The organism is Gillisella taibaishanensis (assembly GCF_001938985.1).
Classification (GTDB): Bacteria; Pseudomonadota; Alphaproteobacteria; order Rhizobiales; family Rhizobiaceae; genus Allorhizobium; species Allorhizobium taibaishanense.
On the sequence record NZ_MKIN01000020.1, the window covers coordinates 359,673 to 386,125 of the forward strand.

Genomic DNA, 26,453 nt, shown 5'->3' on the forward strand with positions numbered 1-26,453 from the left:
ACTCCATCGCCGGGCACTGCCGAAGTTGAGGGTGGTGGGGATTACATCTTCGGCAGCAGAACCTTGTCGATGACGTGAATGACGCCGTTCGACTGCTTAACGTCGGCGATGGTTACGTGAGCAACGCCGCCATTTTCGTCGGTGAGGGTGATTTTGCCCTTGGATTCCTTGGCCTTCAGCACGCAGCCGCCGACCGTCTTCACGTCATGTTCGCCGCCATCGTCCTTGATCATCTTTTCGATCGCGGTCGACATCGCATCGGCGGCCACCACGTGGCAGGTCAGGATCTTCGTCAGCTTTTCTTTGTTTTCCGGCTTCAGCAACGTTTCGACCGTGCCCTTTGGCAGCTTTTCGAAGGCTTCGTTGGTGGGCGCGAAGACCGTGAACGGACCCTTGCCTTCAAGGGTCTCCACCAGGCCGGCAGCCTTCACGGCAGCAACCAGAGTGGTATGATCCTTGGAATTGACGGCATTTTCGACGATGTTCTTGTTCTCGTACATGGCGGCGCCGCCGACCATAGGGTTCTTGGCGAAGGCCACGGCGCTGCCGGCGGCGATGATCGATGCGGCGGCCAGCAGGCGAAGGGTGGTCTTGGTCATGGGTCTAGGTCCTCTTCCCGGTTAATATGCCCAGTCATGCTGGGCTTGGCTGGCAATGGCCTGTCCGTTTGGCGGCCATGCGCAGCGGGTTGATTCCGTGCCGCTCTGATGAAACAGAAGGCGGCAGTGTCACCGCTGAACTGCGATGACACTGACAAGGACGGAAGGTCAGGGAAAAGAGTTTCAGAAACGGCGAAAAGAAATGATATCGCCACGTAGGCCTTTGTTAAAGAAGGCTAATTTATGGAATGTGCGTCACGCCCGACGCGATGACCGGACCACTTGCCACCCCGGTTGGCGAACCGCCAAAAGGCTCGATGCTGACGGCCAGCGTGACGCCATCCTTGAGACGTGGTCGCATGGTATCGGGCACGAGCACCTCGCCTTCTCCCGATTGCGGCAGGACGCCAAGCGAGCGTGGCGGCTTATTGCCTTCGACCATCCACAATTCCAGCGACTTCTGACCATCGGTGCGTGAAGCGACGGGTGTCACACGAAGGCGTCCGCTCTGGCGGTCGTAGCTGGCGACCAACGAGAGATCGGCATTATGGGTCTGCAGGTCCGCCAGAAGCGGTCGCACGCCATAGCGGTCTTCCCACATGCCAAGCTCGACACCGATGAGGCTGGCCACGGCAATCATGCTGGTCAGCGCCAGGCCGCGCCAGAGGGCGACGGAATGCCAGAGACGGGTCATCGGGCCGCTTTGGCCCGCGCTGCGGCCGTTGAACAGCCGCGCCTCGAGCATCTGGAAATTTTCAGGGCGTGGCAGGTCCACGCCATAGTCGTCGTTGAAATTCGATAGATTCTCTTCCCAGCGCTGCACGATGGCCGCAAACGGCCTGTCGCGTCTCAAGCGAGCCTCGACCTCCATCCGCCCCTCTGCAGACAGTACGCCGAGCACATATTCCCCCGCCAGAACCTCGTCCCTGGAACGGTCCCCCTTGCTCTGATCCGGTGTCGTCATCTTCCCAAGCACTCTCTCAATGCCAAAAGGCTGCGACGCAGCCATGTCCTCATCGTGTTTAACGGTACATCGAACTGATCCGCCAACTCCCGGTAACTAAGCCCCTCCACATAGGCTTGCCGCACGGCGGCGGCACGATCAGCTTCCAACGCTTCCATGCAGCTGTCAATCCGCTTTCCTTCACTGCGCAACGTGGCGCTTTGTTCTGGGTCGGGAGCGCTGTCGGCGATATGCCAGGCCTCCTCCAGTTCGATGGCAGCAGGTGCCCGGCTGCGCATCCGGTCGATACAGTGGTAGCGGGCGATGGTGGCGAGCCAGGCCATGGCGCTGTGGCCGGTTGCGGCGAAACTCTGCGATCGCTGCCATATCTTGACGTATACTTCCTGCATCGCATCTTCCGCTTCGCCTCTGTCCTTCAACAGACGCAGGCAAATGCCAAAAAGTTTCGGGCTGGTCAGCCGGTAGAGCTCTGAAAGGGCGCGGCGCTCCTTCAGGGCGATCTTTCCCAGGAGGGTTGCGATCTCGTCGGTCATTCCTCATCCACTTCGCGCTTCTGATCTGGTGCCCGCCCATCGCCAGGCGATGGGCCAATGATCATTTCGATCAGCAAGACGATCTGGATTATTCCATCCGCCGAATTCTTAGGGTAAAAGGCCCCGAACCAACCGAAGGGATCTTCCATGAGCGCCTCCGAAAGCCAGACTCAGGCACGCCTTCTCGCGCAGGCGCTGCCCTTCATGCAGCGCTACGAAAACAAAACCATTGTCGTGAAATATGGCGGGCATGCCATGGGCAATGCCGAGCTGGGCAAGGCTTTCGCGGCTGACGTCGCGCTGTTGAAGCAGTCTGGTGTCAATCCGATCGTCGTTCACGGCGGCGGGCCGCAGATCGGCGCAATGCTGACCAAGATGGGGATCGAATCGAAATTCGAAGGCGGCCTGCGTGTCACCGACCAGAAGACCGTCGAGATCGTCGAGATGGTCCTGGCCGGCTCGATCAATAAGGAAATCGTCGCCCTGATCAATCAGACCGGCGAATGGGCGATCGGGCTTTGTGGCAAGGACGGCAATATGGTCTTTGCCGAAAAAGCCAACAAGACCTTTGTGGATCCTGATTCCCACATCGAACGGGTGCTGGACCTGGGCTTCGTCGGCGAAGTCGTCGAAGTCGATCGTACCCTGCTGGATTTACTTGCGAAGTCCGAGATGATCCCGGTCATTGCCCCGGTTGCGCCCGGCCGCGACGGCCATACCTACAATATCAATGCCGATACCTTTGCGGGCGCCATTGCCGGTGCGCTCAGGGCCGATCGGCTGCTGTTCCTCACCGATGTGCCCGGTGTACTCGACAAGAACGGCGAATTGTTCAAGGAGCTGTCGGTCGCCCAGGCGCGTGCGCTGATCAAGGACGGCACGATTTCGGGTGGCATGATCCCGAAGGTCGAGACGTGCATCGACGCCATCAATGCCGGCGTTCACGGTGTCGTCATCCTCAATGGCAAGACCGCCCATTCGGTGCTGCTGGAGATCTTCACCGAACATGGTGCCGGTACGCTGATCGTTCCCTGATCCGTCGCATCAGCTATATCATCGCATGAGCGGACCAGAGGCCAGGAGGCGTCTGGTCCGTTTGCGTTTCAGGTCCGCAGGAACAGTTTGAAGGTCCCCCTGCCAACGACAGGGATAAAGGACAGGCCAGACCATCAGGATACCCGCCATTGTCCACCGAAATCCGCAATCAGCAGAAAGGTGTAGACGGCGAAGAGGTGACAGGACAGGAATGCGAGCGCAACCCAGCCGGTCTTTTTGACCCTGTTCGTTGCGCCAAGCTTCCTTTCGCTTAAAGCCGGCTATCCACCGCTTCGGCGAGCGGAATGGCTGGCTGCGCGCCGGCCTTGAGGCAAGCGAGCGATCCGGCGACGGCGGCGCGGTGCAAGGCCTGGTCAAAGGCGACGCCTGCATCGAGGCTGGCGGCGAGATAGCCACAGAAGGTGTCGCCGGCGCCGACGGTATCGACTGGCTCGATGGTCAGGCCCTTGGCTTTTTCAATCTGGCCGTCGCGAATGGCGATCACACCTTCGGCGCCAAGCGTGACGATCAGGATCTGGCCGGTTTCGCCATGCAGACGCAGAAGCGCGGCTTCGCGCTCCGCTGGCCCCATATTGCTCTCGCCGGCCAGAAGCTCGAATTCGGTTTCGTTGGCGATGACGATATCTGCCATCCGGCCAAGCCGTGCGGCGTCTTCGGTGAGCGGGGCAAGATTGAGGATGGTGCGGACGCCTGCGGCCTTGGCCTCATGCAACGCAGTTTCGACGGCGGCCGCCGGGATTTCCAACTGCAGCACCAGGCTGTCGGCCCGGGTCATGGTCTTAATCGCAGCGCTGGCGTCGGCGCTGCTGAGAGTACCATTGGCGCCGGGTACGACGGCAATCATGTTCTCGCCGTCGCCGCCAACCAGGATCAGCGCCGTTCCGGTCGGCCCGGGTACCTTTTTTACGCCTTCGAGATTGGCACCACTTTCATCCAGCAGCGCGAGGGCAGGGGCGGCGAACTCGTCCTTGCCGACAGCGCCGGCCATTTTTACCTCAGCACCGGCGCGACGGGCGGCGAGCGCCTGGTTGGCGCCCTTGCCGCCGGCGGCCGTGGCAAAGCCGGTACCGGCAACGGTTTCGCCCGGCTTCGGCAGCCGGACGGTATTGGCGATAAGGTCCATGTTGATGGAGCCGAAAACGGTGATCATGGGGCGCACTCCTGAAAGAGCATCGTTCCGAAATTCGTATCGGTCCGATGTTTCGAATTTTCGTTTTCGCATCGAGCTTACCCGAAAACCGGTTCCCACTTTTCGGCCGATGCTCTCACGTCGGCCCAAGCGAAATGGACCGACCGATTCGGGCTCTGTTTTGCGGCAGGGATCAGTCTTCGTCAACAAGCCGCAGCTTGAGCAAGCCGGTACGGCTCTCGGCAGACGGGTCCGCCGCGGTTTCCGATTTGGGCGCTGGCTCCTGCGGACCTTCGAAATCCATCGCCTCGATTTTGGCGCCGCGACGGTTCAGCTTGTCGGCCGAGGTGAGGATCATCTCGACATCCTTCTGGGCAGCCAGGAAATGGCTCTGGAGCTTGCGGGTCCGGTCGTCGAGCCGCGTCAGGTCTTCCATTAGATGCACGACTTCGCCCTGGATTAGATGAGCCTGTTCGCGCATCCGCTGGTCCTTCAGCACGGCTTGAATCACCTGGATCGACAACATCAGCAGCGATGGTGAAACGATCACCACCCGCAGCTTGTGGGCGCGCTGGACGATACCTTCGAAATTCTCGTGGATTTCAGCAAAGATCGATTCGGACGGCACGAAAAGAAAGGCCGTATCCTGCGTCTCGCCATGCATCAGGTATTTTTCAGAGATGTCCTTGAGGTGCACCTCCATGTCGCGGCGAAACTGTTGACCAGCTGCCTTCTTCTGCTCCGGCGTGGTCGCATCGCGAATGGCGTTCCAAGCCTCCAGAGGAAACTTGGCATCGATCACCAGCGGCGGCTGGCCGTTCGGCATGCGGATGGTGCAATCCGGCCGCGATCCATTCGAAAGCGTATCCTGGAAGGCATAGGCGCCCATTGGCAGGCCATCGGCGATAATGGTCTCCATCCGCGCCTGGCCGAAGGCGCCACGTGTCTGCTTGTTGGACAGGATTGCCTGCAGCCCGACAACATCCTTGGCCAGCGACTGGATATTGTTCTGCGCCGCGTCGATCACGGCCAAGCGCTCCTGCAGGATGCGCAGATTGTGATGGGTTGATTTGGTCTGCTCGCTGATCGTCGTGCCGAGCCGATGGGTCATCCCATCCAGCCGCTCATTGATACTGCGGTTGAATTCCGATTGCCGCGAGCCGAACAATTCGGCCATGGTCGCCAGCCGCCCCTGCATTTCCGCCTGTGCCTGCATCAAGGCCTCAAGGCGCCGGTCTTCCGTCGCCTGTCGCTCGGCAGCCACTTCCGCGGCAAGATCGAATTCCTGTCGGATACGCAACTTCGCCCAAAGCCTGAGCGACACAAATAACAGTGCCATTGCTGCAAGGCTGGCGCCAAGTGCGCCGAAGCTGACAGACATGCCGTCCACGGAAAAAGCGGGATTTGAAAACAACTGGAGCGTCTGGATCATACCATTACCCTAGCAGATCGTTTTGAAAAAAATAGATCAAAACAAGAACATTTTGAAATCACCCGTGAATGAGAGCCAAGTAATATCGCGGCGCGTTTTATATTAAATAAACCTAAAATTTACCAGTCTTCGCCTTATACTTGTATCCGGCATTGTTTCAGTTCTTGCCGAAACGAGTGGCAAAGCATCAGCAGAACTCGATGATCGGCTATTTTTCAATTCAGGCGGCATGCCGGTTAATTGATGACGACGGTAAAGTGGGAAGGACGGGACATGATTTCATCCGAAGAAAAACAGGCGCTTTCGAAGCGACTGGACTTTATCGGTCTTGATGAGCGGGCGCGGAAAGTCTTGAAGGACCTCGGACCGACGATCCGTGACAACATGAGCGCTGCCCTCGACTCGTTTTACAAACGATTGCGGATGTTTCCGGAGACCGCGCGGTTCTTCCGCAGCGACGAGCACATGGCCGGTGCCAAACGCCGCCAGCAGGAGCATTGGGGCGTGGTCGGCACCGCCAAGTATGACGAAACCTATGTCGAAGGTGTGCAGTCGGTTGGGCGAGCCCATGCCCGGATCGGCCTGGAGCCGCGTTGGTATATCGGTGGCTATGCCGTGCTGCTGAACGAACTTGTCGCTGCCGTGGTACGTGAGCGCTGGCCGAGCAGGTTCGGCAGGGGCGGATCGGACAAGCTGGCGGATGAAATCGGCGTCGTCGTCAAGGCCGCGTTGCTGGATATGGATTATTCGATCTCTATCTATCTCGACATCCTTGAGGATCAGCGCAACCAGGCAGAAATTGCTCGGAAGAAGGCTGAGGACGAGCAGGCGCAAGCGTTGGCGGCTCTATCTGATGCGCTTGCAAGGTTGGCGACAGGCGATCTGGAGCACACCCTGCCATCGACCATGCCAGCCAATTTCCAGAAAATCACTCAGGATTACAACAGTTCTATCAAGAGCCTGGCCGGGACATTGACCACCGTGCGGGCTGCGGGTGAAGAGATCTTCCGCTCCTCCGCATCGATTGCCGAAGCGACTAACAATCTTGCCCATCGCACAGAGCAGCAGGCCGCCGGTCTTGAAGAAAGCACCGCCGCACTGCATGAATTGACCGGCAGCGTTTCCGGGGCAGCCGATGGCGCGCAGAAGGCGTCGCAGGTCGTGCAAGTCACGCTTGAAGAGGCTCGCACTTCTGGTGATGTCGTCACCAAGGCCGTCAGCGCCATGGGAGCCATTGAGAAATCCTCCGAGGCGATTTCCAAGATCATCGGCGTCATCGATGAGATCGCTTTCCAGACCAATCTTCTGGCCTTGAACGCCGGGGTCGAGGCAGCAAGAGCCGGGGAGGCGGGGCGCGGATTTGCCGTCGTTGCCCAGGAAGTGCGCGAACTTGCACAGCGATGCGCCAATGCAGCCAAAGAGATCAAGGGCCTGATTTCGCAGAGTTCCAGCCAAGTGCAGTCGGGTGTCGGGCTGGTCAACAGCGCCGGCGATGCCTTGAACAGCATCATTGCTCGTATTGACGAGATCAATACCATTGTCAGCAAGATTGCCGCCGCGGCCTCCGACCAGTCCGGCAGCCTGAAAGAAGTCAGCGCCGCCATCGGCAGCATGGACAGCATAACCCAGCAGAATGCAGCCATGGTCGAGGAGACCTCGGCCCAGACATCGACCTTGCGCGAGGAGGTTGAGCGGTTGGTCTCCTCCTTGCGGGGCTTCAAGACGCGGGATCTGGAACGGTCGGGCGGTGAAAACCTTGGCCGTCGCCAGGACGATCAGGCGACGAGCATGCGTCGCGCCAGCTGACGGACGCGGACAAAAGCCAGTGACATCTTTGACAGCGCCAGACCGGAAACCGGTCTGGCGCTTTGCTGTTTGGAACTTCCTGTTTTGGAAGATGTGTCGCTGTGTACCGGCAATATCATCTGCCCATCTCCCGGTTATTGCAGATCTTCTGCCCGTCGAGGGAGTGGAGTTCTATATTTATCAATGAAATCAATTGGTTTATGCAGTCGCAAGGCTCGCACAAGTTTTTAAGTACATCAGTTTTATAAGAAAACAATTATGAGGAAAGACTGTTGTAATGTCCCTTGCATCCGCAATGAATTCATCGGTTTCGGGCCTGACAGCACAGGCCACGAAGCTCTCCTCGATTGGCGACAATATTTCCAACTCCAGCACGACGGGCTATAAAGCGACGACAACGGCATTCTCGAGCTTGGTCAACGGCGGCACGTCCGCGACGAACACGCAATCGGTGACGCAATCCGGCGATCTGGCATCGACATCTTCGGAAACGGATCTGGCAATCAGCGGCGACGGCTATTTCGTCGTGCAGGACGATAGCGGCAACATTTTCCTCACCCGCCAGGGCGATTTTTCAGTCGACGAGAGCGGCTATCTGGTCAACTCGTCCGGTTATACTCTGATGGGCTATTCCTACGACAATGGCGAGCCGGCCTCCGTTATCAATGGTTTCGACGGGCTGGAGCCTGTGAAGGTTTCGACCGATACGGTCACGGCCTCTGCAACAACCAAAGGCACGCTAACGGGTAATCTTGATTCGGCTTCCGACATCGTCACGGGCGACACACCGTCGTCTAACGCGACCGATTCCACCTATACATTCAAGTCGTCGGTCGTCGCCTATGACGCCCAGGGGTCTGCGACCCAGTACGACCTCTATTATACCAAGACTGCCGACAACGAGTGGCAGGTGTCGGTCTACCGGAATGACGAAGCAAGCACCGACAACGACACCAGCAGTTTCCCCTATACAAATGGGGAACTAGGGTCGACCACGCTAAGCTTCGACAGCGATGGCTCGCTTGCGGATGGCAGCGAGAGTGCGGTGACTTTCACAGATGCCACCACCGGTCAGACGGTTGCGCTCGACCTCTCCGCCATCACCCAGACCGCGACCAGCAACACCATGAGTGGCTCGGTCAATGGCAGCGCGGCCAGCAGTTCCTCAGATTACACGATCGGCTCCGATGGCGTGATCAGCACCGTTTCCTCTGATGGCACAACGACAAATATGTACAAGATCGCCCTTGCTACGGTAGCAAGCCCAGACAACATGGAAGAAGTCGGCGGCACGGCCTACCGCGTCGATGCCGATTCCGGCACCGTCGTCGTTGGTTTTGCCGGCACCGGCAGCTTCGGCACTATCCAGTCCAGCACGCTGGAAAGCTCCAACGTTGATCTGGCCTCGGAATTGTCAGACATGATAGCGTCCCAGCGCGCTTATAGCGCCAATTCCAAGGTCTTCCAGACCGCAGCCGACATGCTCGACACCGTCATCAATATGGTTCGCTAAAGCATGGACCGGTCGGTGGCCGGTCCACTCTAATTGCGCGAGCGTTGGAAGGTCCCATTCCCTGTCCAACACTCACGCTTTCGTCGCCGCCGCCCATTTCGGTGGTGACGCCCAGCAAAGCCTGCCGTGTGCCCGCACGGCAGGCTTTGCTGCCCTTTGTTTCAGCAAGAGTGTATCAGGCCGGTTCGACGGCCTCGATCTCATAGTGCCGCCGAACGATGTCCCAGGCTTCGGCGGCTGTTTCGACAAAACTCAGCAATTTGACGTCATCAGGCGCAATGGTGCCGAATTCGGCGAGGCTGTCGAAATCGATGATCCGATGCCAGAATTCCCGGCCAAACAATATGAGCGGGATCGGCGCCATGCGCTTGGTCTGGATCAGCGTCACGGCTTCGAACATTTCGTCCAGCGTGCCAAAGCCGCCGGGAAACACCACGATCGCCTTGGCGCGCATCAGGAAATGCATCTTGCGGATCGCGAAATAGTGAAAGTTGAAGGACAGGTCAGGCGTGACGAAGGCATTGGGCGCCTGTTCGTGCGGGAGCACGATGTTCAGCCCGATGGATGGCGCACCGACATCGGCGGCGCCGCGATTGCCGGCCTCCATGACGCCAGGGCCGCCGCCGGTGACGACGACATATTCCTGATAATCGAAGCGAGCGGCATATTCGCTGCACTGGCGGGCGAAGGCGCGCGCCTCCTCATAAAAGACCGAAGCCGCTTCCAGATTGCGCTTCTGCACGTCGTTGCGCGCCGCCCAGGCCGCCTGGCCGGGGGCGGGAATCCGCGCGCCACCGAACATCACGACGGTGGATTTGATGCCGCGTTCTGCCAGCACCATTTCGGGCTTGAGCAGCTCCAGCTGCAGGCGCACCGGGCGCAATTCCTCGCGGCAGAGGAAATCGTCATCCGCATAGGCCAGCCGGTAGGAGGGCGACAGGGTTTGCGGTGTCGCAGGCACGACGCGGGCGCTCTGGCGGTCCGATTGATTGTCCTTCAGCGGTGCCCAGCTGCCGTCGCTCTTCCGCCGCCTGCCATTGCGCATCTTCGCCATCTTGCTGCCTTTCGTCATCTCGGTTCTGGCACCCGACTGTTTCCTCAAATCCGGACGATTTAAGGCAAACGCGGTGCCGCAGGCCGATCGCGCTCAGGTCCGCGCCATGCCCGCGCCGGTAGCGGCGCAGAAAACATGGCATGCGACAGCTGCTGAATGGTTCCCAAGGGCAAGCCAATGCGCTAGAGACATCAGCCAGTCTATCGACGCAGGACCGATCGGATCGGGTCTTGACGTTAGCCAATGAAGTTTAAGGAATCCTCATGAGCGCTCCGGACCTCTCCTCGTTGCAGCAAGTCATCGAAACCGCTTTCGACAACCGCGACACGATCAACCTCTCCACCAAGGGTGAAGTGCGCGACGCCGTCGCGGAAGCTCTCGCCCTGCTCGACCAGGGCAAGGTCCGGGTTGCGACCCGCGGCGAGGACGGCCAGTGGACGGTGCATCAGTGGCTGAAGAAGGCCGTGCTGCTGTCCTTCCGCCTCAACGACATGGAAGTCGTCAAGGGCGGCCCCGGCGCCTCGACCTGGTGGGACAAGGTGCCGTCCAAATTCGAAGGCTGGGGCGAGAACCAGTTCCGTGCCGCCGGCTTCCGCGCTGTACCGAATGCCGTGGTGCGCCATTCCGCCTTCATCGCCCCCAATGCGATCCTGATGCCGTCTTTCGTCAATCTCGGCGCCTATGTCGGTGAGGGCACCATGGTTGATACCTGGGCCACGGTTGGCTCCTGCGCCCAGATCGGCAGCCATGTGCATCTCTCGGGCGGCGTCGGCATCGGTGGCGTGCTGGAGCCGATGCAGGCCGGCCCGACGATCATCGAAGACAATTGCTTCATCGGTGCCCGTTCGGAAGTCGTCGAAGGCTGCATCATCCGTGAGGGCGCGGTGCTTGGGATGGGCGTCTATATCGGCAAGTCCACGAAGATCGTCGACCGCGCTACCGGCGAAGTCACCTATGGCGAAGTGCCGCCCTATTCGGTGGTCGTGTCCGGCACCATGCCGTCGCCCAACACCATGCCGAATGGCCTGCCGGCACCGAGCCTCTACTGCGCCGTCATCGTCAAGCGGGTCGATGCGCAGACCCGTTCGAAGACCGGCATCAACGAACTGCTGCGGGATTGATTATCACGGCGTCCGGGCCGTTCCCGGTCTGGACGCCAGGTCATGCCTGAGCGCCTGGGCAGGTCGATAAAACGACATCCCGGCGCTTCCTGAATTTCGGGGCCTTTTTCTGGTCCTAAGCTCCTATACTGGTCTGACATCGCCATGCCGAAGCCTTCCGCCCCCGCCATCGATCCCGTCGCCAATCTCATCACGCTGATCCGATGCCCGTCCGTGACGCCTGCGGAAGGCGGAGCGCTATCGGCAATTACCGCGATGCTGGAGCCCCTGGGCTTTACCGTCGAGCGCATGATGGCGCGCGAGGATGGCACGCCCGACGTGGAGAATCTTTACGCAAGGCTTGGAGTGGATGGCCCGCATCTGATGTTTGCCGGCCATACGGATGTGGTGCCTGTCGGCAACGAGGGCGACTGGAGCCATCCGCCCTTCGCCGCTGAAGTTGCTGGTGGCGAGCTTTACGGTCGCGGCGCGGTCGACATGAAAGGCGGCATCGCCTGCTTCATCGCCGCTGTCGCCCGCCATATCGAAGCCCATGGCGCGCCTGCCGGGTCTATCTCCTTCCTGATCACCGGCGACGAGGAAGGTCCCTCGATCAACGGCACGACCAAGCTGCTGCAATGGGCCGCGGAAAAGGGGGAGCGCTGGGATGCCTGCCTGGTGGGCGAGCCGACCAATCCGGACCAACTGGGCGACATGATCAAGATCGGCCGGCGCGGGTCGCTGTCGGGCGAGATCGTCGTCAAGGGCGTGCAGGGTCACGCTGCCTATCCGCATCTGGCAGACAACCCGGTGCGCGGCGTCATCAAGCTCGCCGAAGCGCTAATGCATCCGCCTTTCGATCAGGGCACGGACAATTTCCAGCCGTCCAATCTGGAAGTGACGACCATCGATGTCGGCAATGCCGCCACCAATGTCATTCCGGCTCGGGCGAGCGCCAAGTTCAACATCCGCTTCAACGACACTTGGACGGCGGATACGCTGCGCGCTGAAATCATTGTCCGTCTGGATAAGGCGAGTGCCGATCAGACGCTGCGGCCCGGCCGGGCACCGATGCCGTATGAGCTGACCTGGGCCGATCGGCCAAGCCATGTGTTCCTCACTCGCAATGATGCCCTGATTGGCTCGCTGACGGCTGCTATCGCCAAGGTTACGGGGCGCACTCCTGCTCTGTCGACCACTGGCGGCACGTCGGATGCGCGCTTCATCAAGGACTATTGCCCTGTCGTGGAATTCGGCCTCGTGGGCCAGACGATGCATATGGTCGATGAGCGGGTCGCCGTCGGCGATCTCGAAACGTTGACCGGCATCTACAGTGAATTCATCAGCATCTGGTTTGCCCATGCCGGGGCTTAGGGAGGTTGAAATCTACCTGACCGGCCTCTGGCTCCTGCTGAAGGGCGACCGTCAGGGTTTCAACTACTTCGATCTGACGGAACGCGGCGTCAGCCGCTCCTTCTGGTCCATCGGCTGGTCCATGCCAGCAATGATCTTTTCCTGGATTTACTGGTACCGGGCGCTGATCGACGAGATGCCTGTTTATAGCGAGATGCGGGCGCTGTTCTTCCTGCGCATGGCGATGATCGATCTCGCCACCTGGATGCTGCCGCTGGTGCTGCTCGGCTTTCTCTGCCGTTTCTTTGCCCTTGCCGATCGCTTCAATGCGCTCGTGATCACGTCCAACTGGCTGGCCCTGCCGGTTGCCTATGCCAATGCCCTGCTGATTGCCGTGCTCTTGGTTGTTCCCAGCCTCGGGCAGGCGATCGTCCTGCTCTGGCTGCTGTTGTTGCTGGGCCTCGTCGGCGGTGTCTTCCGTCTGGCATCGGCGGTCATCGGCGGCCATACCCTGCTGGTGGTGACAGTGACCCTGCTGATGCTGGTGCCGACCACGCTTCTGTCGGAATTTCTCGAGCGCTTCCTGGATGTGGCGCCGCTTTGATGCGGTCCGGTTTAGCCGATATCGGCAACAGCCTTCGCCGGTCCGTCCTGTTCCAGGTTGGAATAGGGCCGCCAGTTGCCGTCGACAGGGTAATCCACCTGCATGAAATATAGCCCTTCCGGCGGCGCGACAGGGCCGCAGGCCTTGCGGTCTCGGGCTTCAAGCGCTGCGCGCACGTCCTGCGGCGTCATCTTGCCTTCGCCTGCCAGCTTCAAGGTGCCGGCAAAGGACCGGATCTGATTGTGCAGAAAGCTCTGGGCCGAAGCGCGGATCTCAATGAGGTCGCCGTCACGGCTGACATCCAGCCGGTCGAGCGTGCGCACCGGGCTGATTGCCTGACAATGGGCCGAGCGGAAGGTGGTGAAGTCATGCTGACCGACCAGCATCTGCGCCGCCGCATGCATGGCCTCATGGTCAAGCGGCTTCGACACCCACCAGGCGCGATTGGCTTCGAGCGCCAGTCGGGCCGGACGGCAAAGGATGCGGTAGAGATAATGCCGCTTCAGTGCGGAAAACCGGGCATCGAAGGCATCGGGCATCGGTTCGGCAGACAGGATGGCGACAGCTTCCTTCGCCTGCGCAAGATGCGCGTTCAGGGCATTGCGCAGCTTGTAGCCCTGCCAATCCCGCGACAGATCGACATGCGCCACCTGACCGCTGGCGTGTACGCCGGAATCGGTGCGTCCCGCCCCACGGATGGTGACCGTCTCGCCGGTCAGGGAAAGCACGGCCTTTTCCAGGGCGCCCTGCACCGAGGGTCCATTGTCCTGTCTTTGCCAGCCGACATAATCCGTGCCGTCATATTCAAGCACCAGCTTGTAGCGCGGCATCAGGAGGCGGCCTTAGCATCAGGTGGCGAGGCAATGACGGTGCCGGATGCGATCGGCGTTCCCCGCAGAAACTCGATAGCGTCCAACGGTTTGCCACCGGCCTTTTGCAGCTTCAGGAGCTGGATTGCACCGTCAGCGCAGGCGATGGTGAGCGCGCCGTCCAGCACGGTGCCGGGTGCCGTTCCAGCAGGGTAGGGGGTATCGGCAAGGCGGCTCGCGAGAACCTTGATCCGTTCCGGCTTGCCGTGGATCTCGGCTTCGAACCAGGCGCCCGGAAAGGGCGAGAGACCGCGGATATGATTATGCACTGCGCCAGCCGCACGACGGAAATCGATTCGTGTTTCGCCCTTGTCGATTTTGGCCGCGTAGAGCACGCCATCCTCGCTCTGCGGCACAAGCGGTAGCGACCCGGCTTCGAGCTTTGACATGGCCTCGACCATGGCCTCGGCGCCGGCAAGGCTCAAGGCGTCATGCAACTCGCCTGCCGTGATCTCTGTTGTAATCGCCAGCCGGCGCGTAAGCGCCACGGGACCGGTATCGAGGCCCTTTTCCATCTTCATCACCATCATGCCGGTCTCGGCATCGCCAGCCATGATGGCACGCTGGATCGGTGCAGCACCGCGCCAGCGCGGCAGCAGCGAGGCGTGGCCGTTGTAGCAGCCAAGCCTGGTTCCGTTCAGGATTGCTTCCGGCAGCAGCAGACCGTAAGCGACGACCACAGCGACGTCGGCGCCATGCGCCGCAAAAGCCGCCCGGTCTTCTTCCGCCTTGAAATTGGTAGGGGTCAGCACCGGTATTTCAAGCCGCTCGGCGGCCTGATGCACGGGGGATTTGGTCAGGTCCAGGCCGCGACGGCCGGCCGGACGCGGCGGCTGGCTATAAACCGCGATGATCTCATGCCCGGCTTCGGCCAAGGCCGTCAGGGTCGGTACCGAAAACTCCGGTGTTCCCATGAAGATGATGCGCAGAGCCATGAGTGACAACCGATCTCGTTGATGTAACCGACGTTACCCGACAATAACGCTATGTGCGTGTTTCTAAGGTGTTAGACCGTCACTTTCGACTTGGCCGCCTTGGTGAATTTCTTAATCACCATTTCCCGCTTCAACCGCGAAATATGGTCGATGAACAGCGTGCCGTTCAGATGGTCGATTTCGTGCTGCAGGCAGGTGGCGAGCAGGCCGTCGGCCTCGATCAGTTGCTCCTTGCCGTGGCGGTCCAGGGATTTCACCGTGACCGCTGCCGGGCGCTCCACTTCCGCATAGTAATCGGGAATGGAAAGGCAGCCTTCTTCATAGGTGGAGACCGCCTGCGATGAGACGACCACTTCCGGATTGATGAAAACAAGTGGCTGCCGCTCATCGCCTTCCTTGGCGACATCGACGACCAGCAGCCGACGCGGCACAGCAACCTGAATGGCGGCGAGCCCGATGCCGGGCGCGTCATACATGGTCTCGAGCATGTCGTCGATCAGCCGCTCCAGGTCGGCGTCGATCCGCTCGATGGGTTTCGAGACCTCGCGCAGCAGCGGGTCGGGCAAAATAATAATGGGCTTTATCGTCATGGCCCTCCCCATAAACCATCCCGGTTTTCAAGGAAATCAAAAAATGTGGCGGAGCCGCTGCGTGATTATGGCCAGCGTCGGAAGATGTGAACAATGAGTTCTGGTGAGGCCTTTGCGCGGGCTCGCAACAGGAGAGCCAACACCTCTATCGCTGACGGATCAGTTCAGCACGCGGCGCAGATCGGGCGTGTCGAGGGAAAAGGCGGGTATGGCGACGTCGAAGGTCTCCGCATCGTCGGTTTCCATCTCGTAATGGCCGAACATGATGCCGGATGGCGTGTCGAGCGGACAACCCGACGAATACTCGTAGGATTCGCCAGGCGCGAGCCGCGGCTGCTCGCCGATCACCCCGGGGCCGCTAACTTCGTCGACCTGGCCATTTTGATCGGTAATGTGCCAGTAACGGCTGATCAGCCGCACGGCCACACTCGACTGGTTGACGATGATGACCCGATAGCCCCAGACATAGCGACTGTCTTCCGGATCGGACTGTTCCGCCAAGTAGAATGGTTCGACGCTGACCTCGATATCGCGGGTGAGGGCGCGGTAGACGAAGACTGACTTCTTGACGCCTTGATAAGCATACATTCTGAACGGCCGGAACTGTTGGAGTTGGCGAGATCACTGTGCAGGTAAAATCGCCCTGCTTCAATAGAGATCATCAATAGAATTAATTTCTCATGAAAATTAAGGGGTCTATATAAAATCATTGCGTTCGTGGGGCCGAACCTATGACTGGAGTAGACAGCCGCTGCAGCCATCACCTCACGGCTGCCGAGCCTGCGCAGGCACATGCCCACGCAGGCTTGATGATCAAGCCGAAACGGCGGCCAGCGCCTGGGCAAAATCCTCGACCAGGTCCTGGGCGTCCTCAATGCCGCAAGACAGGCGCAGGGTGCCGCCGGACATGCCAAGCGTTGCGCGCGCCTCGTCGGTGAGGTTCTTGTGGGTGGTCGTGGCCGGATGGGTGATGAGGCTCTTTGCATCGCCGAGATTGTTGGAGATCTTCACCACCTTCAAAGCGTTCTGCAGGGCGAAGGCTGCTTCCTTTCCGCCCTTCAATTCGAAGGCAACGAGCGTGGAGCCGCCCTTCATCTGCTTGGCGATGATGTCCGCCTGCGGATGATCGGCGCGTCCCGGATAGATCACCCGGGCGATCTTGCCGCTATCGGCCAGGAAATCGGCGACCTTCGAGGCATTTTCCGTCTGCTGCTTGACGCGCAACGGCAATGTTTCCAGACCCTTGAGCAGCGTCCAGGCATTGAAGGGCGACATGGCCGGGCCGGTATGGCGGAAATAGTCCTGCAGGCTTTCTTCGATCCACTGCTTGGACGACAGCACGATGCCGCCGAGGCAACGGCCCTGGCCATCGATATGCTTGGTGGCCGAATAAACGACGACATGGGCGCCAAGTTCGAGTGGGTTCTGGAACAGCGGCGTTGCAAACACATTGTCAACCACGACGGTGGCGCCGATCTGGTTGGCAAGCTTGGCAACGCCGGCGATATCGATGACTTCAAGCGTCGGATTGGTCGGGCTTTCCAGGAAGAAGACCTTGGTGTTCGGGCGGATGCCTTCTTCCCAGTTCTTCAGGTCGCGACCGTCGACCAGCGTGAATTCGACGCCATATTTCGGTGCTAGTGTCTCGATCACCCAACGGCAGGAGCCGAAAAGTGCGCGGGCTGCAAGAATATGGTCGCCCGCCTTGACCTGGCAGAGAATGGCGGCGGCGACGGCGGCCATGCCCGAGGCCATGGCGCGGCCCTCTTCGGCGCCTTCCAGCAAGCACATGCGCTTTTCGAACATGTCATTGGTCGGGCTGCCGTAGCGGGCATAGATATAGCCCTCAGTCTCGCCCTTGAAGCGGGCTTCGGCTGCCTCGGAGCTTTCATAGACGAAACCCTGGGTGAGGTAGATCGCCTCAGAAGTTTCGCCATAAGGCGAACGCAGCGTGCCGCCGTGAACAAGTTTGGTTGCGGGGCGCCAGTTGTCGGTCATGGTATCAAAGCCTTTCGAACACAAAAAAACCGGTCTCGAATACGGACCGGTTTGCACGCGTCCGATCTTTTTAGCCAATTGTTTAACGTGGCTGCAAGCCGACCGGCCAAATCACCACGGGATAAGATTGCCATACGCCGTTCTTTTGCTTGCGTCAATTGCCGGAGTTTGGTTTGTCTGGCGATTATGCTGGCAAAGCCTTGCGTTTGCTCAACGGCCAGTACCGGCACGGCAAGGAAGATATAATGAAGCGGAATGCGGGCATCTTGGCGGATCGCGCCATCGGCGACTTGTTCGGCTCCGGCCGCTTGCTGAGCGAAGCCATGCTCGACAGCGATCAGATCCAGCCGGCGAGCCTCGATCTGCGTCTGGGCTCTAAGGCGCTCAGGGTGCGGGCCAGCTTCATGCCCGGCCCCAACAGCACGGTGGCCGAAAAGCTGCAGCGTCTGACGCTGCACGAGATCGACCTGGAACATGGCGCTGTGCTGGAAACCGGCTGCGTCTACATCGTGCCGCTGATGGAAAGCCTCGATCTGCCCGCAGACCTGTCGGCCTCGACCAATCCGAAAAGCTCGACCGGCCGTCTTGATATCTTCACCCGGGTCATGGTCGATTACGCCCAGGAATTCGACAAGATCCCTGCTGGCTACAAGGGCCAACTCTATCTGGAGATCAGCCCGCGCACCTTTCCGATCATCGTACGGCGCGGCTCCCGCCTGTCGCAGATCCGCTTCCGCATCGGCCATGCGCTGCTGAACGATGGCGAATTGCTGGACCTGCACCGCGCCGAAACGCTTGTCGCGAGCGAGACGCCGAACGTCTCCAACAACGGCATCGCGCTCTCCATCGACCTGAAGGGAACCGGCCCCGAAGGCCTGGTCGGCTACCGTGGCAAGCACCATACGGCCGTGATCGATGTCGACCGCAAGGCCGCCCATGACGTTCTGGATTTCTGGGAGCCACTCTATAACAGGGGCCGCGAAGAACTGATCCTCGATCCCGATGAGTTCTATATCCTGGTGTCGCGCGAGGCCGTGCATGTGCCGCCGCTCTATGCTGCCGAAATGACACCCTATGACCCGCTGGTCGGCGAATTCCGCGTCCATTACGCCGGCTTTTTCGACCCCGGTTTCGGCCATGCCGAAGCGGGCGGCACCGGCAGCCGCGCCGTTCTGGAAGTGCGCAGCCACGAAGTGCCCTATATTCTCGAGCACGGCCAGATCATCGGCCGCCTGGTCTACGAGCATATGCTGCAACATCCAGAAGGCCTCTACGGCACCGGCCTCGGCTCCAATTACCAGGCTCAGGGCCTGAAGCTTTCCAAGCATTTCCGCGCCGGCTGATCAACGCTTTCACGCCTGACTTTCAAGCTTGACATGCGCGCCCAAGTGTAGGAACTCTCGGTACCAACGCGGGTGTAGCTCAATGGTAGAGCAGCAGCTTCCCAAGCTGAATACGAGGGTTCGATTCCCTTCACCCGCTCCAAAAAAATCAATACTTAAAGACCAATCGTGTCACTCCCGCCAGTGTGTGCCACTTGCGCTGTTCAGCACGCTCAGCGGATATTTTGCGACTCATCTCCAGCCCATCGCCTCTGGCATAGCGTTTCGTCATCTTCGCGGTGGTATGAGTGGCCAAGTTCGCAGGGCCGCCAGCGGCGCTGCGAACGAGGCTGAACTTGAATGCCAGACAATCTCATGGATTGCGACTTGCTCCCGGACATCAGCAATTTTGACCGCTACCCCGCGCTCTTTTCGTTACAGAAGCTTTGCGTCGATTTTGATGACGGCTTTACGGATGGGTTCGCTACCATTGACCTCGCAACACGGGCGATGGAATTCTCCTGGAAAAAACACGATGAAATCACTGGCGACAAGGTTCAGGAAATTCTCACGAGGCTGGTCTGAGTAGAACGCGATATCCTGTGTCGCGAGGCGATCGTCGATCGGCAGGAGGTCGGGATTGGGAGAGGAAAAACCGTAAGCCTCGCGACCGTTAAGCAAGATTTGCACGTCAATATAACGCCGGTGTGCTTCCGGGCGAAGTTGGTCCGCCGGCCGCGTCGGCATTTCCTGGATGAGCACGAAAATATCATCGCCCTTGATCGGATAGCGCCCGATCGGCAGGTTGTTGAGATCAAGTGCCAATGTGCTTTCGATTGCTTGGACAAGCAAGCCGGGCAGCGTTTTCTGGTAGAGATGCCAATGCGTAAGCGAGCCGGTGATCATAATATATATCCAGACGAAGGGAGGTTTCAGGCCTCAAAAGCTATGAAACTGTGAAGCCTTCCAGGCCGGACCTCCGCCTGAAAGACTTTTGAATAGCAGTTGCCCGGCAGTGCATTGACTACAGGCTGGCGATCCGGGCGCGGAACTGCTCCGTGCCGGCGACGATCTTGTCGAGCACGGCATCAAGTGCCCAGAAGCGCTCGCGGATATCGTAGTCGATGACGCGGCAGCGAATACTGTCGAACGTGCCGATGCGCTGATGATAGAGCTTCGCCAGCGCCGGATAGCCGAGCGCCTCCGACACGGCGGAGAGAACCAGGAATGTCGCCAATTCTTCGGCCAGTTGCGGATGGTTTTCACCTTTCCGCCAGAGCCAGTTGTAGAGATCGGGATGGAAATTGGTGAAGACGCCGTTGAAGCCAGGTACGCCCGCCTGCATCGCGTCCCAGGCGATTGCCGCGTTTGCGTTGAGGATCTTCAGTGGCGTGCCCTCGGTCAGCTTCAGCCGGCGCTTTACGGTATCGAGGTCGCAGCTCACGTCTTTCAGCATGATGAAGCGGCCGCTGTTTGCGCAGTAGCTGAGTTCTTCATCGCTCAACAGGCGGCGATAGGGGGCTGGGCATTCGTAGAGACCGAGTCGCAGATCCTGCGGCAGCGCGGCGAGGATCGCATCCAGTGTCTGTTTGAACGTACCAGTCCCCTGGTTATCGGAATCGAGATGATTGGTCACGAGGATCAGGGCGTCTGCGCCGACCCGGCTCATGGCCTGCAGTTCTTCCAGCTGAGCGTCGAGGTTGTCGCTGATATGGCCGGACACGACGACCGGGATACGACCTGCCGTCTTTTCGACAACGAAGCGGCCGAGAGCCACCCGCTCGTCCAGCGACAGAAACATCATTTCGCTGGACTGACAAACTGCAAACAAGGCGCTCGAGCCATTGGAAATGTACCATTCGATCAGACGTTCCAGACCGGGATAATCGATCTGTCGGGTCTCAAGAAAAGGTGTCAGCATGACGGGAATGACGCCGTGGATGGCGGGGGCTTGGCTGGTCATCATCAGTATCCGTTTTTGATTGGAATGGCGCTTTCCGGGAAACCCCAGAAAGCCATATCAGTTTTCACGACCCTTACGCCTGGTCCATTGGTTCGCGCACCAGCAGGAAATAGCTGGTCGCGCCGAGGAAGGCGATTGCAGCACCGGTCAACAGCGCTGGGACGAAGGAGGAGTATTGCGCGATGAATCCAGTCGCGATTGGCGCCAGCGAACCGCCAAGAAAGCCGCCAAAATTCTGGAGCGATCCAAGTGACGCGACGCGGTTTTTCGGAGCAACCGCCGTTACCAGCGCCCAGGAGCAGGCTGAAGCGGCATTGGTGAGAAAAATCACGACAGAAATGCAGAAGATGGCGATGTTGTTGTCCTGTACCAGCGCGGCGGGCACAGTGAAGGCAGCCATGCCGAGCATGGCAACCACGACAGGGACTCGGCGGCCTCGAACCGGAGATGCTTCGGTACGCTTGATGATCTTGTCGGAAAGCCAACCGGCGACAAGGCAGCCAATGAAGCCGCAGAAGAACGGCACGGAAGCCATGAAGCCTGTACGGGCAAGTGTCATATGCCGCTCATTGACCAAATAGGACGGCAGCCAGCTTAGGTAGACCCAATTGAGATAGACATTACCGAAGTAGCCGATGATCATGCCCCAGGTCGCCCGATAGGAAAATAGCTTTCCCCAGTCGGCGAGGGTCACCTTCTGCTGCGTCTCCTCCGTTTCGGAGGTGAGGTAGGCCTGTTCTTGCGCGCTCAACCCCATGGTCTTCGGATCTCTGTAGAGCAGGAACCAGAGGCAAGCCATGATCAATCCGGCAGCACCAGTGATGATAAAAACCCAGCGCCAGTCGAGAACGATCAGCAGCTGTGTCAGTAACAGGGGCGCAATAGCAGTGCCAAGCGGCGAGGCTGAATTGAAGATGCCTGTCGGCACGCCACGCTTGCTCACTGGAAACCAATTGCTGACAACGCGGGCTGCCGACGGAAATTGCGGGGCTTCACCAATGCCAAGGCCGATGCGGCTCAGAACGAATTGGGTAAAGGAGGTAACGAAGCCGCCAGCAGCTTGCGCCAGAGACCAGAAAACAAGGCCGAAGCCAAGCAGCCGGCGCGGGCCAAACCGGTCCACCATGGCACCGACAGGCAGCTGTGCCAGTGCATAGCTCCAGGAAAACGCCGAGAGCAGAAGCCCCATTTCACCCAGAGACAAATTCATGTCCTCGGCGATGCGATGATTGGCGACAGCAAGTGTGCCCCGGTCCATGTAGTTGATGACCCCAGCGACAACCAAAAGGCAAAGCGCGGTGATTTGCATGCGCCTGACACGTGGTGGCGCCTTGGTGCTCACCGCTCCGACGGGAACGACAGGCTTGGAATTAACGATGGTGCTCATGTTTCTCCTCCTTGATCTCATCGGCGGCCAAGGGCGAGAGACCTTGGCCTTCTGATTGCCGAGCCGAAATCAAACGCCGACACGGCAATTGCAGCTCCTCCCCGCAACCGAAATGTAAGCGCTTACATGATCTCATTTATCTGGGCTGTCAACGGTCGATTTCTGTTCGAGCACCTACGGGCTTGGGCAGTCCGAGAGGGTGATCTTCAATTTCCGGCTTGCAGCCTCGTGAGATTGATCACGGATATCCGGCACTCTTTTCAAGCCGATCGGCTGCTCCGACTTAGCAACTTGTTCTTCGTTGGGTTTTGCCGCAAACAGGTCCAGCTTTGCGACCAATGCTTCGGCAAGATCCGTTAGGCTTGGCTACTTGAACGGAGATGCAATGACTGGAAAACTTGGCGAGCCGGGATCACCTATCAAGCGCAGCCGTGAAGGCAGTGGCAGGGCGCGGTTGGAAGAAGTTGCCCGCCGTGCCGGCGTTTCCACGGCAACGGTGTCCCGAGCATTCAACCTGCCAGACAGGGTCTCCCCCGAAACGCGAGAGCGGATTTTTTCGACGGCCAAAGCCTTGGGCTGGGTTCCAAATGCTGCGGGCCGTGCCTTGGCCTCAAACCGCACTCACATCGCGGGGGTGATTATTCCGACGCTGGACAACGAAATTTTCTCACATCAGGTCGGTGCGATGCAGCGCGTCTTTGCCGAACACGGACTGAACCTGCTGATCGCATGTTCCAATTACGATCCGGATCTCGGCTTCCTACAGGCCAAAGCGATGATCGAAAGCGGCGTTGAGGCGCTCGCGCTGGCTGGCGAAACTCATCCTCAGGCGCTTTACGACAATCTTGATGCCCTCCGCATTCCCTATGTCCTGACTTATGCCTACCGCGACGGGGCCCCACATGCCATGGTCGGTTTCGACAACGAGGCAGCATTCGTTCAGATTACAGACTATCTTCTGGGGCTCGGCCACCGGCGTTTTGCCGTCGTCATGCAGCCGAGCGACAACAATGACCGTGTGCTGTCCCGGTTGCGCGGGATCAACATCGCCCTGAGGAACGCAGGTCTAACACTGGCACCCAAGCACTTAATCATCGGCAAGGCCAGCTTGGATTTCGGCATCAGTTCTGCCCATCAACTCATTGCGGAACCGGCCGCGACGCGTCCTACAGCCATCATTTGCGGCAATGATACCTTGGCGCTGGGTGTGCAGATCGGCCTCACCCAAGCAGGCGCAGATATTCCTGGCGACTTTTCCATTACTGGTTTTGACGACATCGAACTGGCCTCCAAACTCTCTCCCGCCTTGACAACGATGTTTGTCGACAACAGGGAAATCGGCACCATCGCTGCGCAGCAACTTGTTCTCTGTCTTGGTAAGGAAAACGCAGCGCCCCAGTCCCATCAGGTGATGACGGTTCTGCGTGTGCGACAGACCACAGCCGCACCGGCCTGACGGCGGGTAAGGGCCTTTTCGTGCGGATGTCGGAAGATGGGTGGGAGCCGGGTTCATCGCCTCTCCATGTCTGGTCGTCATCATTGACGAAAGGCGGCCGCTGCATCGCCGCGCTGGAGATGTCGTTTATGATCAAAGTGCTATCAGCTTCTTGATAGGCTTTCAGCGACGATGTGACCGACCGCCGCAAGCACGGCCACCGCGTTTTTATCCATTGGCTTGGCAGGCCGTATCGGTTCAAAATAGGCCGTGACAATCAGCGGACCGCGCCCGGCTGGTCCACCGAAGGCAAGGTCGACGTAGGTATGTTTCGTCTTGCCAATACCGGTGCCGGTTTTGTCGCCGGAAACCCAATCGACCGGGAAACTCGATCGGATGCGGTCGCGCCCGGTTTTTACGTCTGTCATCCAAGCACGGAGCATCGCGCGACTACCCGCACTAAGGACATTTCCGTGCACAAAAGCAGCGGTGGTTGCCGCCATTGCGGCAGGTGTCGTGGTATCAAGATCGGTCCCGGGTGGGGTATCGTTCAGATCGGGCTCGTATCTATCAAGCCGGCTCACCGTGTCGCCAATGGACCGCCAGAACGCCGTGAGTTGTGAAGGACCGCCAAACCGTCGCATCAAGACATTGGCCGCCGTATTATCACTGGTGACAAGCGTTGCCCTCCCCAAATCCCGCACCGAAAGTCCCTTGTCCAGATTGGCCTTCGTCAACGGACTGACAGGCAGCATGTCATCCTTCGTCCAATGCAGGATTTCATCCAGATCGATCTGCCCTGCGTCTGCCTTGGCGAGCAGCATGGCAGCCAAGGACATTTTAAACGAACTGGCATGAGTGAAATGCTCGTTCTCGCGCCAGCCAAATGCCGTTCCCCTCACGGGATCCAGAACATAGGCCCCGAGGCGACCGTGCGCCTTCTGCTCAAGCTCGCGAAGTTTACTGGCGCTAGTCTTATCTGCTAGCGCACGTGACAGGCAGCCGGCAATTAGCAACGCAGTTCCACCAAACAGCGCGTTTCGTCGACCGAATGTGGGCGCCGCAATGTGATGTGTCTTCATAGAGGCAGCGTATCACCGTCAAATTGCGAAGGCTAGATTTCTCAAGTCAGACTGGTGAATTCAGCTACGCAATATCCGGCTCACCTGGAGTTGATTCTAACCGGGTTGAAAGCCTCGTAATAGACCGTGGAGGAACCTCTCGAGCGCACTCGTTTCGGTGTCGGTAGCCTATCCCGGCAACCGCAGCCTTCCCTGTACTTTAGGGCCAACAGAAGCCGACTTCACGTTTTGAAATGAACGGTCACCGAAAATGAGTTCCCATTTTGTGTCATCGCGGGCATGTGTTTGTGAAAGTTCGTATGAGCCATCGCTCCACGAAGCACGAAGTAAAGAGTTGACAGTATGGAAAATCCGGTCGCACTGAATCGTCTTTCCGATAACACAGTTTTCCGTAAGGGCGATGTGTTCGTACTTTTCGGCGAACTGTTCGGTCGCGGGTACGCGACAGGCTTGCTCGACGAAGCCAAGCGGGCCGGAATGGAGATAGTAGGGATTACTGTCGGGCGGCGCGACGAGAACAACGCATTGCGGCCACTCAACTCAGAGGAGTTGTCGTCGGCTGAAGCCCAATTGGGTGGCAGGATCATCAACATACCTCTTATGGCGGGCTTCGATCTCGATGCACCCGCAAATGGCCCAACGCCAACCGATCTTCTGGCAAAGATGACGCTTGATAGCTGGGAACACGACAAGCTCGACTGGGACTATGTCGGGCAATGCCGTGACCTTGCCACGGCGCGTTTCACCGAGTCGCTTTCAAAGGTCATGACTGTTCTGGACGGGATGATCGCCGATGGTCGCAATGTTTTCTTCGCCCACACGATGGCCGGGGGCATTCCGAAGGCTAAGGTTTTCCTCGTCGTCGCCAATCGGATCTACAAGGGAACCGGATCCCGGCACATGTCATCGCAGAGGCTGATCGACAGTGACCTGGGAAAGCTCATCCTGCAAAATTTTGACGACGTTTCCGCTAACACCTTTCGCCATCTTATTGATTTCAGCGCAGCGATCCGAGAGCGCGTGGAAGCTTCGGGCGGTCAAGTTCGATATACTGCCTATGGTTACCACGGATCGGCAGTTCTCATTGACGGAAGCTATCGCTGGCAGACCTACACCAATTACACCCAGGGTTACGCCAAGATGCGGCTTGAGAGCATTGCACAGGAAGCTTGGGCGGCTGGTGTCAAGGCAACTGTCTATAACTGCCCCGAAATACGGACCAATTCCTCCGATGTATTCACGGGTATAGAGCTGCCCCTGATACCGCTACTGCTTGCATTGAAGAAAGAAAATGGCGGGCAATGGGCAGATGAGCAGTGGCATGCCTGCGAGCAGCTTTTGGCCGACGGTTTAACCATGAACGATGTACTTGAGACCATCAGCGAGATGCAAGCAAGCGAGGTCATGCGCCCGTTCTATGACTTCTCGGTATGGCCCATGGCAAACAGCCAGGCACAGGCCGATTTGACCATCGGCACATCCAGCAAGATCACGCACATGCATCGGAATAGCAAGCTGATGATCAGCGATCTTCTTAGCAGTCTTGTTGTTGAGGCAACCGGGCAGCTGATTTTCGGCGAAGCTTCCGAACCGTCCGGTCCCGTCCTGTGGCTCAACCACGATATCGTGGCTAGGCGACTTAACGCTTCCCATTCACAGTCGAAGTCTGCAGGGTCGGCTATGGCTAAAGGTATTGAGTCTTCGCACCTTGAAGTGGCATGAAGGTTTC

General features: G+C 59.0%; 25 protein-coding genes, 1 tRNA gene and 1 riboswitch. Of the genes, 10 read left to right on the forward strand and 16 right to left on the reverse strand.

What is annotated here, in order from left to right:
• Window positions 1-41: 41 nt before the first annotated feature.
• From BJF91_RS06900 to BJF91_RS24980, 4 genes are all read right to left on the reverse strand, one after another.
• Window positions 42-599, reverse strand: coding sequence for a fasciclin domain-containing protein (locus BJF91_RS06900; protein ID WP_075613735.1), 558 nt, complete (start codon window positions 597-599; stop codon window positions 42-44).
• Window positions 600-840: 241 nt separating this feature from the next.
• Window positions 841-1,563: an anti-sigma factor gene (locus BJF91_RS06905; protein WP_075613736.1), complete on the reverse strand. Its 723-nt coding sequence runs from the start codon at window positions 1,561-1,563 to the stop codon at window positions 841-843.
• Window positions 1,560-2,096: a sigma-70 family RNA polymerase sigma factor gene (locus BJF91_RS06910; protein ID WP_075613737.1), complete on the reverse strand. Its 537-nt coding sequence runs from the start codon at window positions 2,094-2,096 to the stop codon at window positions 1,560-1,562. The genes BJF91_RS06905 and BJF91_RS06910 overlap by 4 nt, the downstream gene beginning before the upstream one ends.
• Window positions 2,093-2,245 carry a hypothetical protein gene (locus tag BJF91_RS24980; RefSeq protein WP_162843842.1) on the reverse strand — a complete coding sequence of 51 codons (153 nt, stop codon included), beginning with the start codon at window positions 2,243-2,245 and terminating at the stop codon, window positions 2,093-2,095. Before BJF91_RS24980 ends, BJF91_RS06910 begins: the two co-directional genes overlap by 4 nt.
• Between BJF91_RS24980 and argB the strand changes: the two genes are divergently transcribed.
• Window positions 2,244-3,131: an acetylglutamate kinase gene (gene argB, locus BJF91_RS06915; RefSeq protein ID WP_075613738.1), complete on the forward strand. Its 888-nt coding sequence runs from the start codon at window positions 2,244-2,246 to the stop codon at window positions 3,129-3,131. The genes BJF91_RS24980 and argB overlap by 2 nt on opposite strands.
• Window positions 3,132-3,402: 271 nt before the next feature.
• Here argB and BJF91_RS06920 read toward each other — a convergent pair whose 3' ends face one another.
• Both BJF91_RS06920 and BJF91_RS06925 read right to left on the reverse strand, forming a co-directional pair.
• On the reverse strand, window positions 3,403-4,302 hold the full coding sequence (locus BJF91_RS06920) for a ribokinase (RefSeq protein WP_075613739.1): 900 nt from the start codon (window positions 4,300-4,302) through the stop codon (window positions 3,403-3,405).
• Between the two features lie 172 nt (window positions 4,303-4,474).
• Window positions 4,475-5,662 carry a DNA recombination protein RmuC gene (locus BJF91_RS06925; RefSeq protein WP_139310624.1) on the reverse strand — a complete coding sequence of 396 codons (1,188 nt, stop codon included), beginning with the start codon at window positions 5,660-5,662 and terminating at the stop codon, window positions 4,475-4,477.
• A 324-nt stretch (window positions 5,663-5,986) separates the two neighbouring features.
• Here BJF91_RS06925 and BJF91_RS06930 point away from each other — a divergent pair, with 324 nt between their 5' ends.
• Window positions 5,987-7,519, forward strand: a complete 1,533-nt coding sequence (locus BJF91_RS06930; protein ID WP_075613741.1) for a globin-coupled sensor protein — start codon at window positions 5,987-5,989, stop codon at window positions 7,517-7,519.
• Window positions 7,520-7,796: 277 nt separating this feature from the next.
• Complete coding sequence (locus BJF91_RS06935) at window positions 7,797-9,032, forward strand: flagellar hook protein FlgE (RefSeq protein ID WP_075613742.1); 1,236 nt, start codon at window positions 7,797-7,799, stop codon at window positions 9,030-9,032.
• Between the two features lie 175 nt (window positions 9,033-9,207).
• Here the strand turns inward: BJF91_RS06935 and BJF91_RS06940 are convergent, their stop codons facing one another.
• A complete protein-coding gene (locus tag BJF91_RS06940; RefSeq protein ID WP_075613843.1) occupies window positions 9,208-10,086 on the reverse strand; it encodes an LOG family protein in 879 nt (292 codons plus the stop codon).
• Window positions 10,087-10,349: 263 nt separating this feature from the next.
• On the opposite strand from BJF91_RS06940, the gene dapD reads away from it, so the two are divergent.
• The 3 genes from dapD (at window position 10,350) to BJF91_RS06955 (ending at window position 13,143) form a co-directional block, all read left to right on the forward strand.
• Window positions 10,350-11,207: a 2,3,4,5-tetrahydropyridine-2,6-dicarboxylate N-succinyltransferase gene (gene dapD, locus BJF91_RS06945; protein ID WP_075613743.1), complete on the forward strand. Its 858-nt coding sequence runs from the start codon at window positions 10,350-10,352 to the stop codon at window positions 11,205-11,207.
• Window positions 11,208-11,351: 144 nt separating this feature from the next.
• Entirely contained in the window at window positions 11,352-12,560 is a 1,209-nt protein-coding gene (dapE, locus tag BJF91_RS06950) for a succinyl-diaminopimelate desuccinylase (RefSeq protein WP_075613744.1), read from the forward strand.
• Window positions 12,547-13,143: a hypothetical protein gene (locus tag BJF91_RS06955; RefSeq protein WP_075613745.1), complete on the forward strand. Its 597-nt coding sequence runs from the start codon at window positions 12,547-12,549 to the stop codon at window positions 13,141-13,143. The genes dapE and BJF91_RS06955 overlap by 14 nt, the downstream gene beginning before the upstream one ends.
• 11 nt (window positions 13,144-13,154) lie before the next feature.
• On the opposite strand, the gene truA is transcribed toward BJF91_RS06955, so the two are convergent.
• The 5 genes from truA to BJF91_RS06980 form a co-directional block, all read right to left on the reverse strand.
• Window positions 13,155-13,973 (reverse strand): tRNA pseudouridine(38-40) synthase TruA, encoded by an 819-nt coding sequence (gene truA, locus BJF91_RS06960; protein ID WP_075613746.1) that lies wholly within the window; start codon window positions 13,971-13,973, stop codon window positions 13,155-13,157.
• Window positions 13,973-14,947 (reverse strand): methionyl-tRNA formyltransferase, encoded by a 975-nt coding sequence (fmt, locus tag BJF91_RS06965; RefSeq protein WP_075613747.1) that lies wholly within the window; start codon window positions 14,945-14,947, stop codon window positions 13,973-13,975. The genes truA and fmt overlap by 1 nt, the downstream gene beginning before the upstream one ends.
• Window positions 14,948-15,018: 71 nt before the next feature.
• Complete coding sequence (def, locus tag BJF91_RS06970; RefSeq protein WP_075613748.1) at window positions 15,019-15,537, reverse strand: peptide deformylase; 519 nt, start codon at window positions 15,535-15,537, stop codon at window positions 15,019-15,021.
• Between the two features lie 159 nt (window positions 15,538-15,696).
• On the reverse strand, window positions 15,697-16,125 hold the full coding sequence (gene apaG, locus BJF91_RS06975; RefSeq protein ID WP_075613749.1) for a Co2+/Mg2+ efflux protein ApaG: 429 nt from the start codon (window positions 16,123-16,125) through the stop codon (window positions 15,697-15,699).
• Between the two features lie 225 nt (window positions 16,126-16,350).
• Window positions 16,351-17,535, reverse strand: a complete 1,185-nt coding sequence (locus tag BJF91_RS06980) for an O-succinylhomoserine sulfhydrylase (protein ID WP_075613750.1) — start codon at window positions 17,533-17,535, stop codon at window positions 16,351-16,353.
• Between the two features lie 49 nt (window positions 17,536-17,584).
• A riboswitch (SAM riboswitch) is annotated at window positions 17,585-17,663 on the reverse strand.
• 117 nt (window positions 17,664-17,780) lie between these two features.
• Here BJF91_RS06980 and BJF91_RS06985 point away from each other — a divergent pair.
• Together BJF91_RS06985 and BJF91_RS06990 are read left to right on the forward strand one after the other, a co-directional pair.
• The gene (locus BJF91_RS06985; protein ID WP_075613844.1) at window positions 17,781-18,878 is read left to right on the forward strand and encodes a 2'-deoxycytidine 5'-triphosphate deaminase; all 1,098 of its coding nucleotides are present in this window, start codon (window positions 17,781-17,783) and stop codon (window positions 18,876-18,878) included.
• Window positions 18,879-18,946: 68 nt separating this feature from the next.
• Window positions 18,947-19,020 (forward strand) — tRNA-Gly (locus tag BJF91_RS06990).
• Window positions 19,021-19,292: 272 nt separating this feature from the next.
• On the opposite strand, the gene BJF91_RS06995 is transcribed toward BJF91_RS06990, so the two are convergent.
• The 3 genes from BJF91_RS06995 to BJF91_RS07005 all read right to left on the reverse strand — a co-directional run bounded on the left by BJF91_RS06995 (window position 19,293) and on the right by BJF91_RS07005 (window position 22,207).
• Entirely contained in the window at window positions 19,293-19,763 is a 471-nt protein-coding gene (locus tag BJF91_RS06995; protein WP_075613751.1) for a YhcH/YjgK/YiaL family protein, read from the reverse strand.
• A 118-nt stretch (window positions 19,764-19,881) separates the two neighbouring features.
• Window positions 19,882-20,823 carry a dihydrodipicolinate synthase family protein gene (locus tag BJF91_RS07000; protein WP_139310607.1) on the reverse strand — a complete coding sequence of 314 codons (942 nt, stop codon included), beginning with the start codon at window positions 20,821-20,823 and terminating at the stop codon, window positions 19,882-19,884.
• A 70-nt stretch (window positions 20,824-20,893) separates the two neighbouring features.
• Window positions 20,894-22,207 carry an MFS transporter gene (locus BJF91_RS07005; protein ID WP_075613752.1) on the reverse strand — a complete coding sequence of 438 codons (1,314 nt, stop codon included), beginning with the start codon at window positions 22,205-22,207 and terminating at the stop codon, window positions 20,894-20,896.
• A 454-nt stretch (window positions 22,208-22,661) separates the two neighbouring features.
• On the opposite strand from BJF91_RS07005, the gene BJF91_RS07015 reads away from it, so the two are divergent.
• Complete coding sequence (locus tag BJF91_RS07015; RefSeq protein WP_234801563.1) at window positions 22,662-23,663, forward strand: LacI family DNA-binding transcriptional regulator; 1,002 nt, start codon at window positions 22,662-22,664, stop codon at window positions 23,661-23,663.
• A gap of 143 nt (window positions 23,664-23,806) precedes the next feature.
• On the opposite strand, the gene bla is transcribed toward BJF91_RS07015, so the two are convergent.
• Window positions 23,807-24,724, reverse strand: coding sequence for a class A beta-lactamase (bla, locus tag BJF91_RS07020; protein WP_083943198.1), 918 nt, complete (start codon window positions 24,722-24,724; stop codon window positions 23,807-23,809).
• A 342-nt stretch (window positions 24,725-25,066) separates the two neighbouring features.
• Between bla and BJF91_RS07025 the strand changes: the two genes are divergently transcribed.
• Complete coding sequence (locus tag BJF91_RS07025; protein ID WP_075613755.1) at window positions 25,067-26,446, forward strand: enoyl ACP reductase FabMG family protein; 1,380 nt, start codon at window positions 25,067-25,069, stop codon at window positions 26,444-26,446.
• The last annotated feature ends 7 nt before the right edge of the window (window positions 26,447-26,453 follow it).

Excerpts from the sequence above, each read along its gene's own strand:
- BJF91_RS06900 (WP_075613735.1), bottom strand. The coding sequence starts at position 599 with ATGACCAAGACCACCCTTCGCCTGCTGGCCGCCGCATCGATCATCGCC.
- BJF91_RS06905 (WP_075613736.1), bottom strand. The coding sequence starts at position 1,563 with ATGACGACACCGGATCAGAGCAAGGGGGACCGTTCCAGGGACGAGGTT.
- BJF91_RS06910 (WP_075613737.1), bottom strand. The coding sequence starts at position 2,096 with ATGACCGACGAGATCGCAACCCTCCTGGGAAAGATCGCCCTGAAGGAG.
- argB (WP_075613738.1), top strand. The coding sequence starts at position 2,244 with ATGAGCGCCTCCGAAAGCCAGACTCAGGCACGCCTTCTCGCGCAGGCG.
- BJF91_RS24980 (WP_162843842.1), bottom strand. The coding sequence starts at position 2,245 with ATGGAAGATCCCTTCGGTTGGTTCGGGGCCTTTTACCCTAAGAATTCG.
- BJF91_RS06920 (WP_075613739.1), bottom strand. The coding sequence starts at position 4,302 with ATGATCACCGTTTTCGGCTCCATCAACATGGACCTTATCGCCAATACC.
- BJF91_RS06925 (WP_139310624.1), bottom strand. The coding sequence starts at position 5,662 with ATGTCTGTCAGCTTCGGCGCACTTGGCGCCAGCCTTGCAGCAATGGCA.
- BJF91_RS06930 (WP_075613741.1), top strand. The coding sequence starts at position 5,987 with ATGATTTCATCCGAAGAAAAACAGGCGCTTTCGAAGCGACTGGACTTT.
- BJF91_RS06935 (WP_075613742.1), top strand. The coding sequence starts at position 7,797 with ATGTCCCTTGCATCCGCAATGAATTCATCGGTTTCGGGCCTGACAGCA.
- BJF91_RS06940 (WP_075613843.1), bottom strand. The coding sequence starts at position 10,086 with ATGGCGAAGATGCGCAATGGCAGGCGGCGGAAGAGCGACGGCAGCTGG.
- dapD (WP_075613743.1), top strand. The coding sequence starts at position 10,350 with ATGAGCGCTCCGGACCTCTCCTCGTTGCAGCAAGTCATCGAAACCGCT.
- dapE (WP_075613744.1), top strand. The coding sequence starts at position 11,352 with ATGCCGAAGCCTTCCGCCCCCGCCATCGATCCCGTCGCCAATCTCATC.
- BJF91_RS06955 (WP_075613745.1), top strand. The coding sequence starts at position 12,547 with ATGCCGGGGCTTAGGGAGGTTGAAATCTACCTGACCGGCCTCTGGCTC.
- truA (WP_075613746.1), bottom strand. The coding sequence starts at position 13,973 with ATGCCGCGCTACAAGCTGGTGCTTGAATATGACGGCACGGATTATGTC.
- fmt (WP_075613747.1), bottom strand. The coding sequence starts at position 14,947 with ATGGCTCTGCGCATCATCTTCATGGGAACACCGGAGTTTTCGGTACCG.
- def (WP_075613748.1), bottom strand. The coding sequence starts at position 15,537 with ATGACGATAAAGCCCATTATTATTTTGCCCGACCCGCTGCTGCGCGAG.
- apaG (WP_075613749.1), bottom strand. The coding sequence starts at position 16,125 with ATGTATGCTTATCAAGGCGTCAAGAAGTCAGTCTTCGTCTACCGCGCC.
- BJF91_RS06980 (WP_075613750.1), bottom strand. The coding sequence starts at position 17,535 with ATGACCGACAACTGGCGCCCCGCAACCAAACTTGTTCACGGCGGCACG.
- BJF91_RS06985 (WP_075613844.1), top strand. The coding sequence starts at position 17,781 with ATGAAGCGGAATGCGGGCATCTTGGCGGATCGCGCCATCGGCGACTTG.
- BJF91_RS06995 (WP_075613751.1), bottom strand. The coding sequence starts at position 19,763 with ATGATCACCGGCTCGCTTACGCATTGGCATCTCTACCAGAAAACGCTG.
- BJF91_RS07000 (WP_139310607.1), bottom strand. The coding sequence starts at position 20,823 with ATGATGACCAGCCAAGCCCCCGCCATCCACGGCGTCATTCCCGTCATG.
- BJF91_RS07005 (WP_075613752.1), bottom strand. The coding sequence starts at position 22,207 with ATGAGCACCATCGTTAATTCCAAGCCTGTCGTTCCCGTCGGAGCGGTG.
- bla (WP_083943198.1), bottom strand. The coding sequence starts at position 24,724 with ATGAAGACACATCACATTGCGGCGCCCACATTCGGTCGACGAAACGCG.
- BJF91_RS07025 (WP_075613755.1), top strand. The coding sequence starts at position 25,067 with ATGGAAAATCCGGTCGCACTGAATCGTCTTTCCGATAACACAGTTTTC.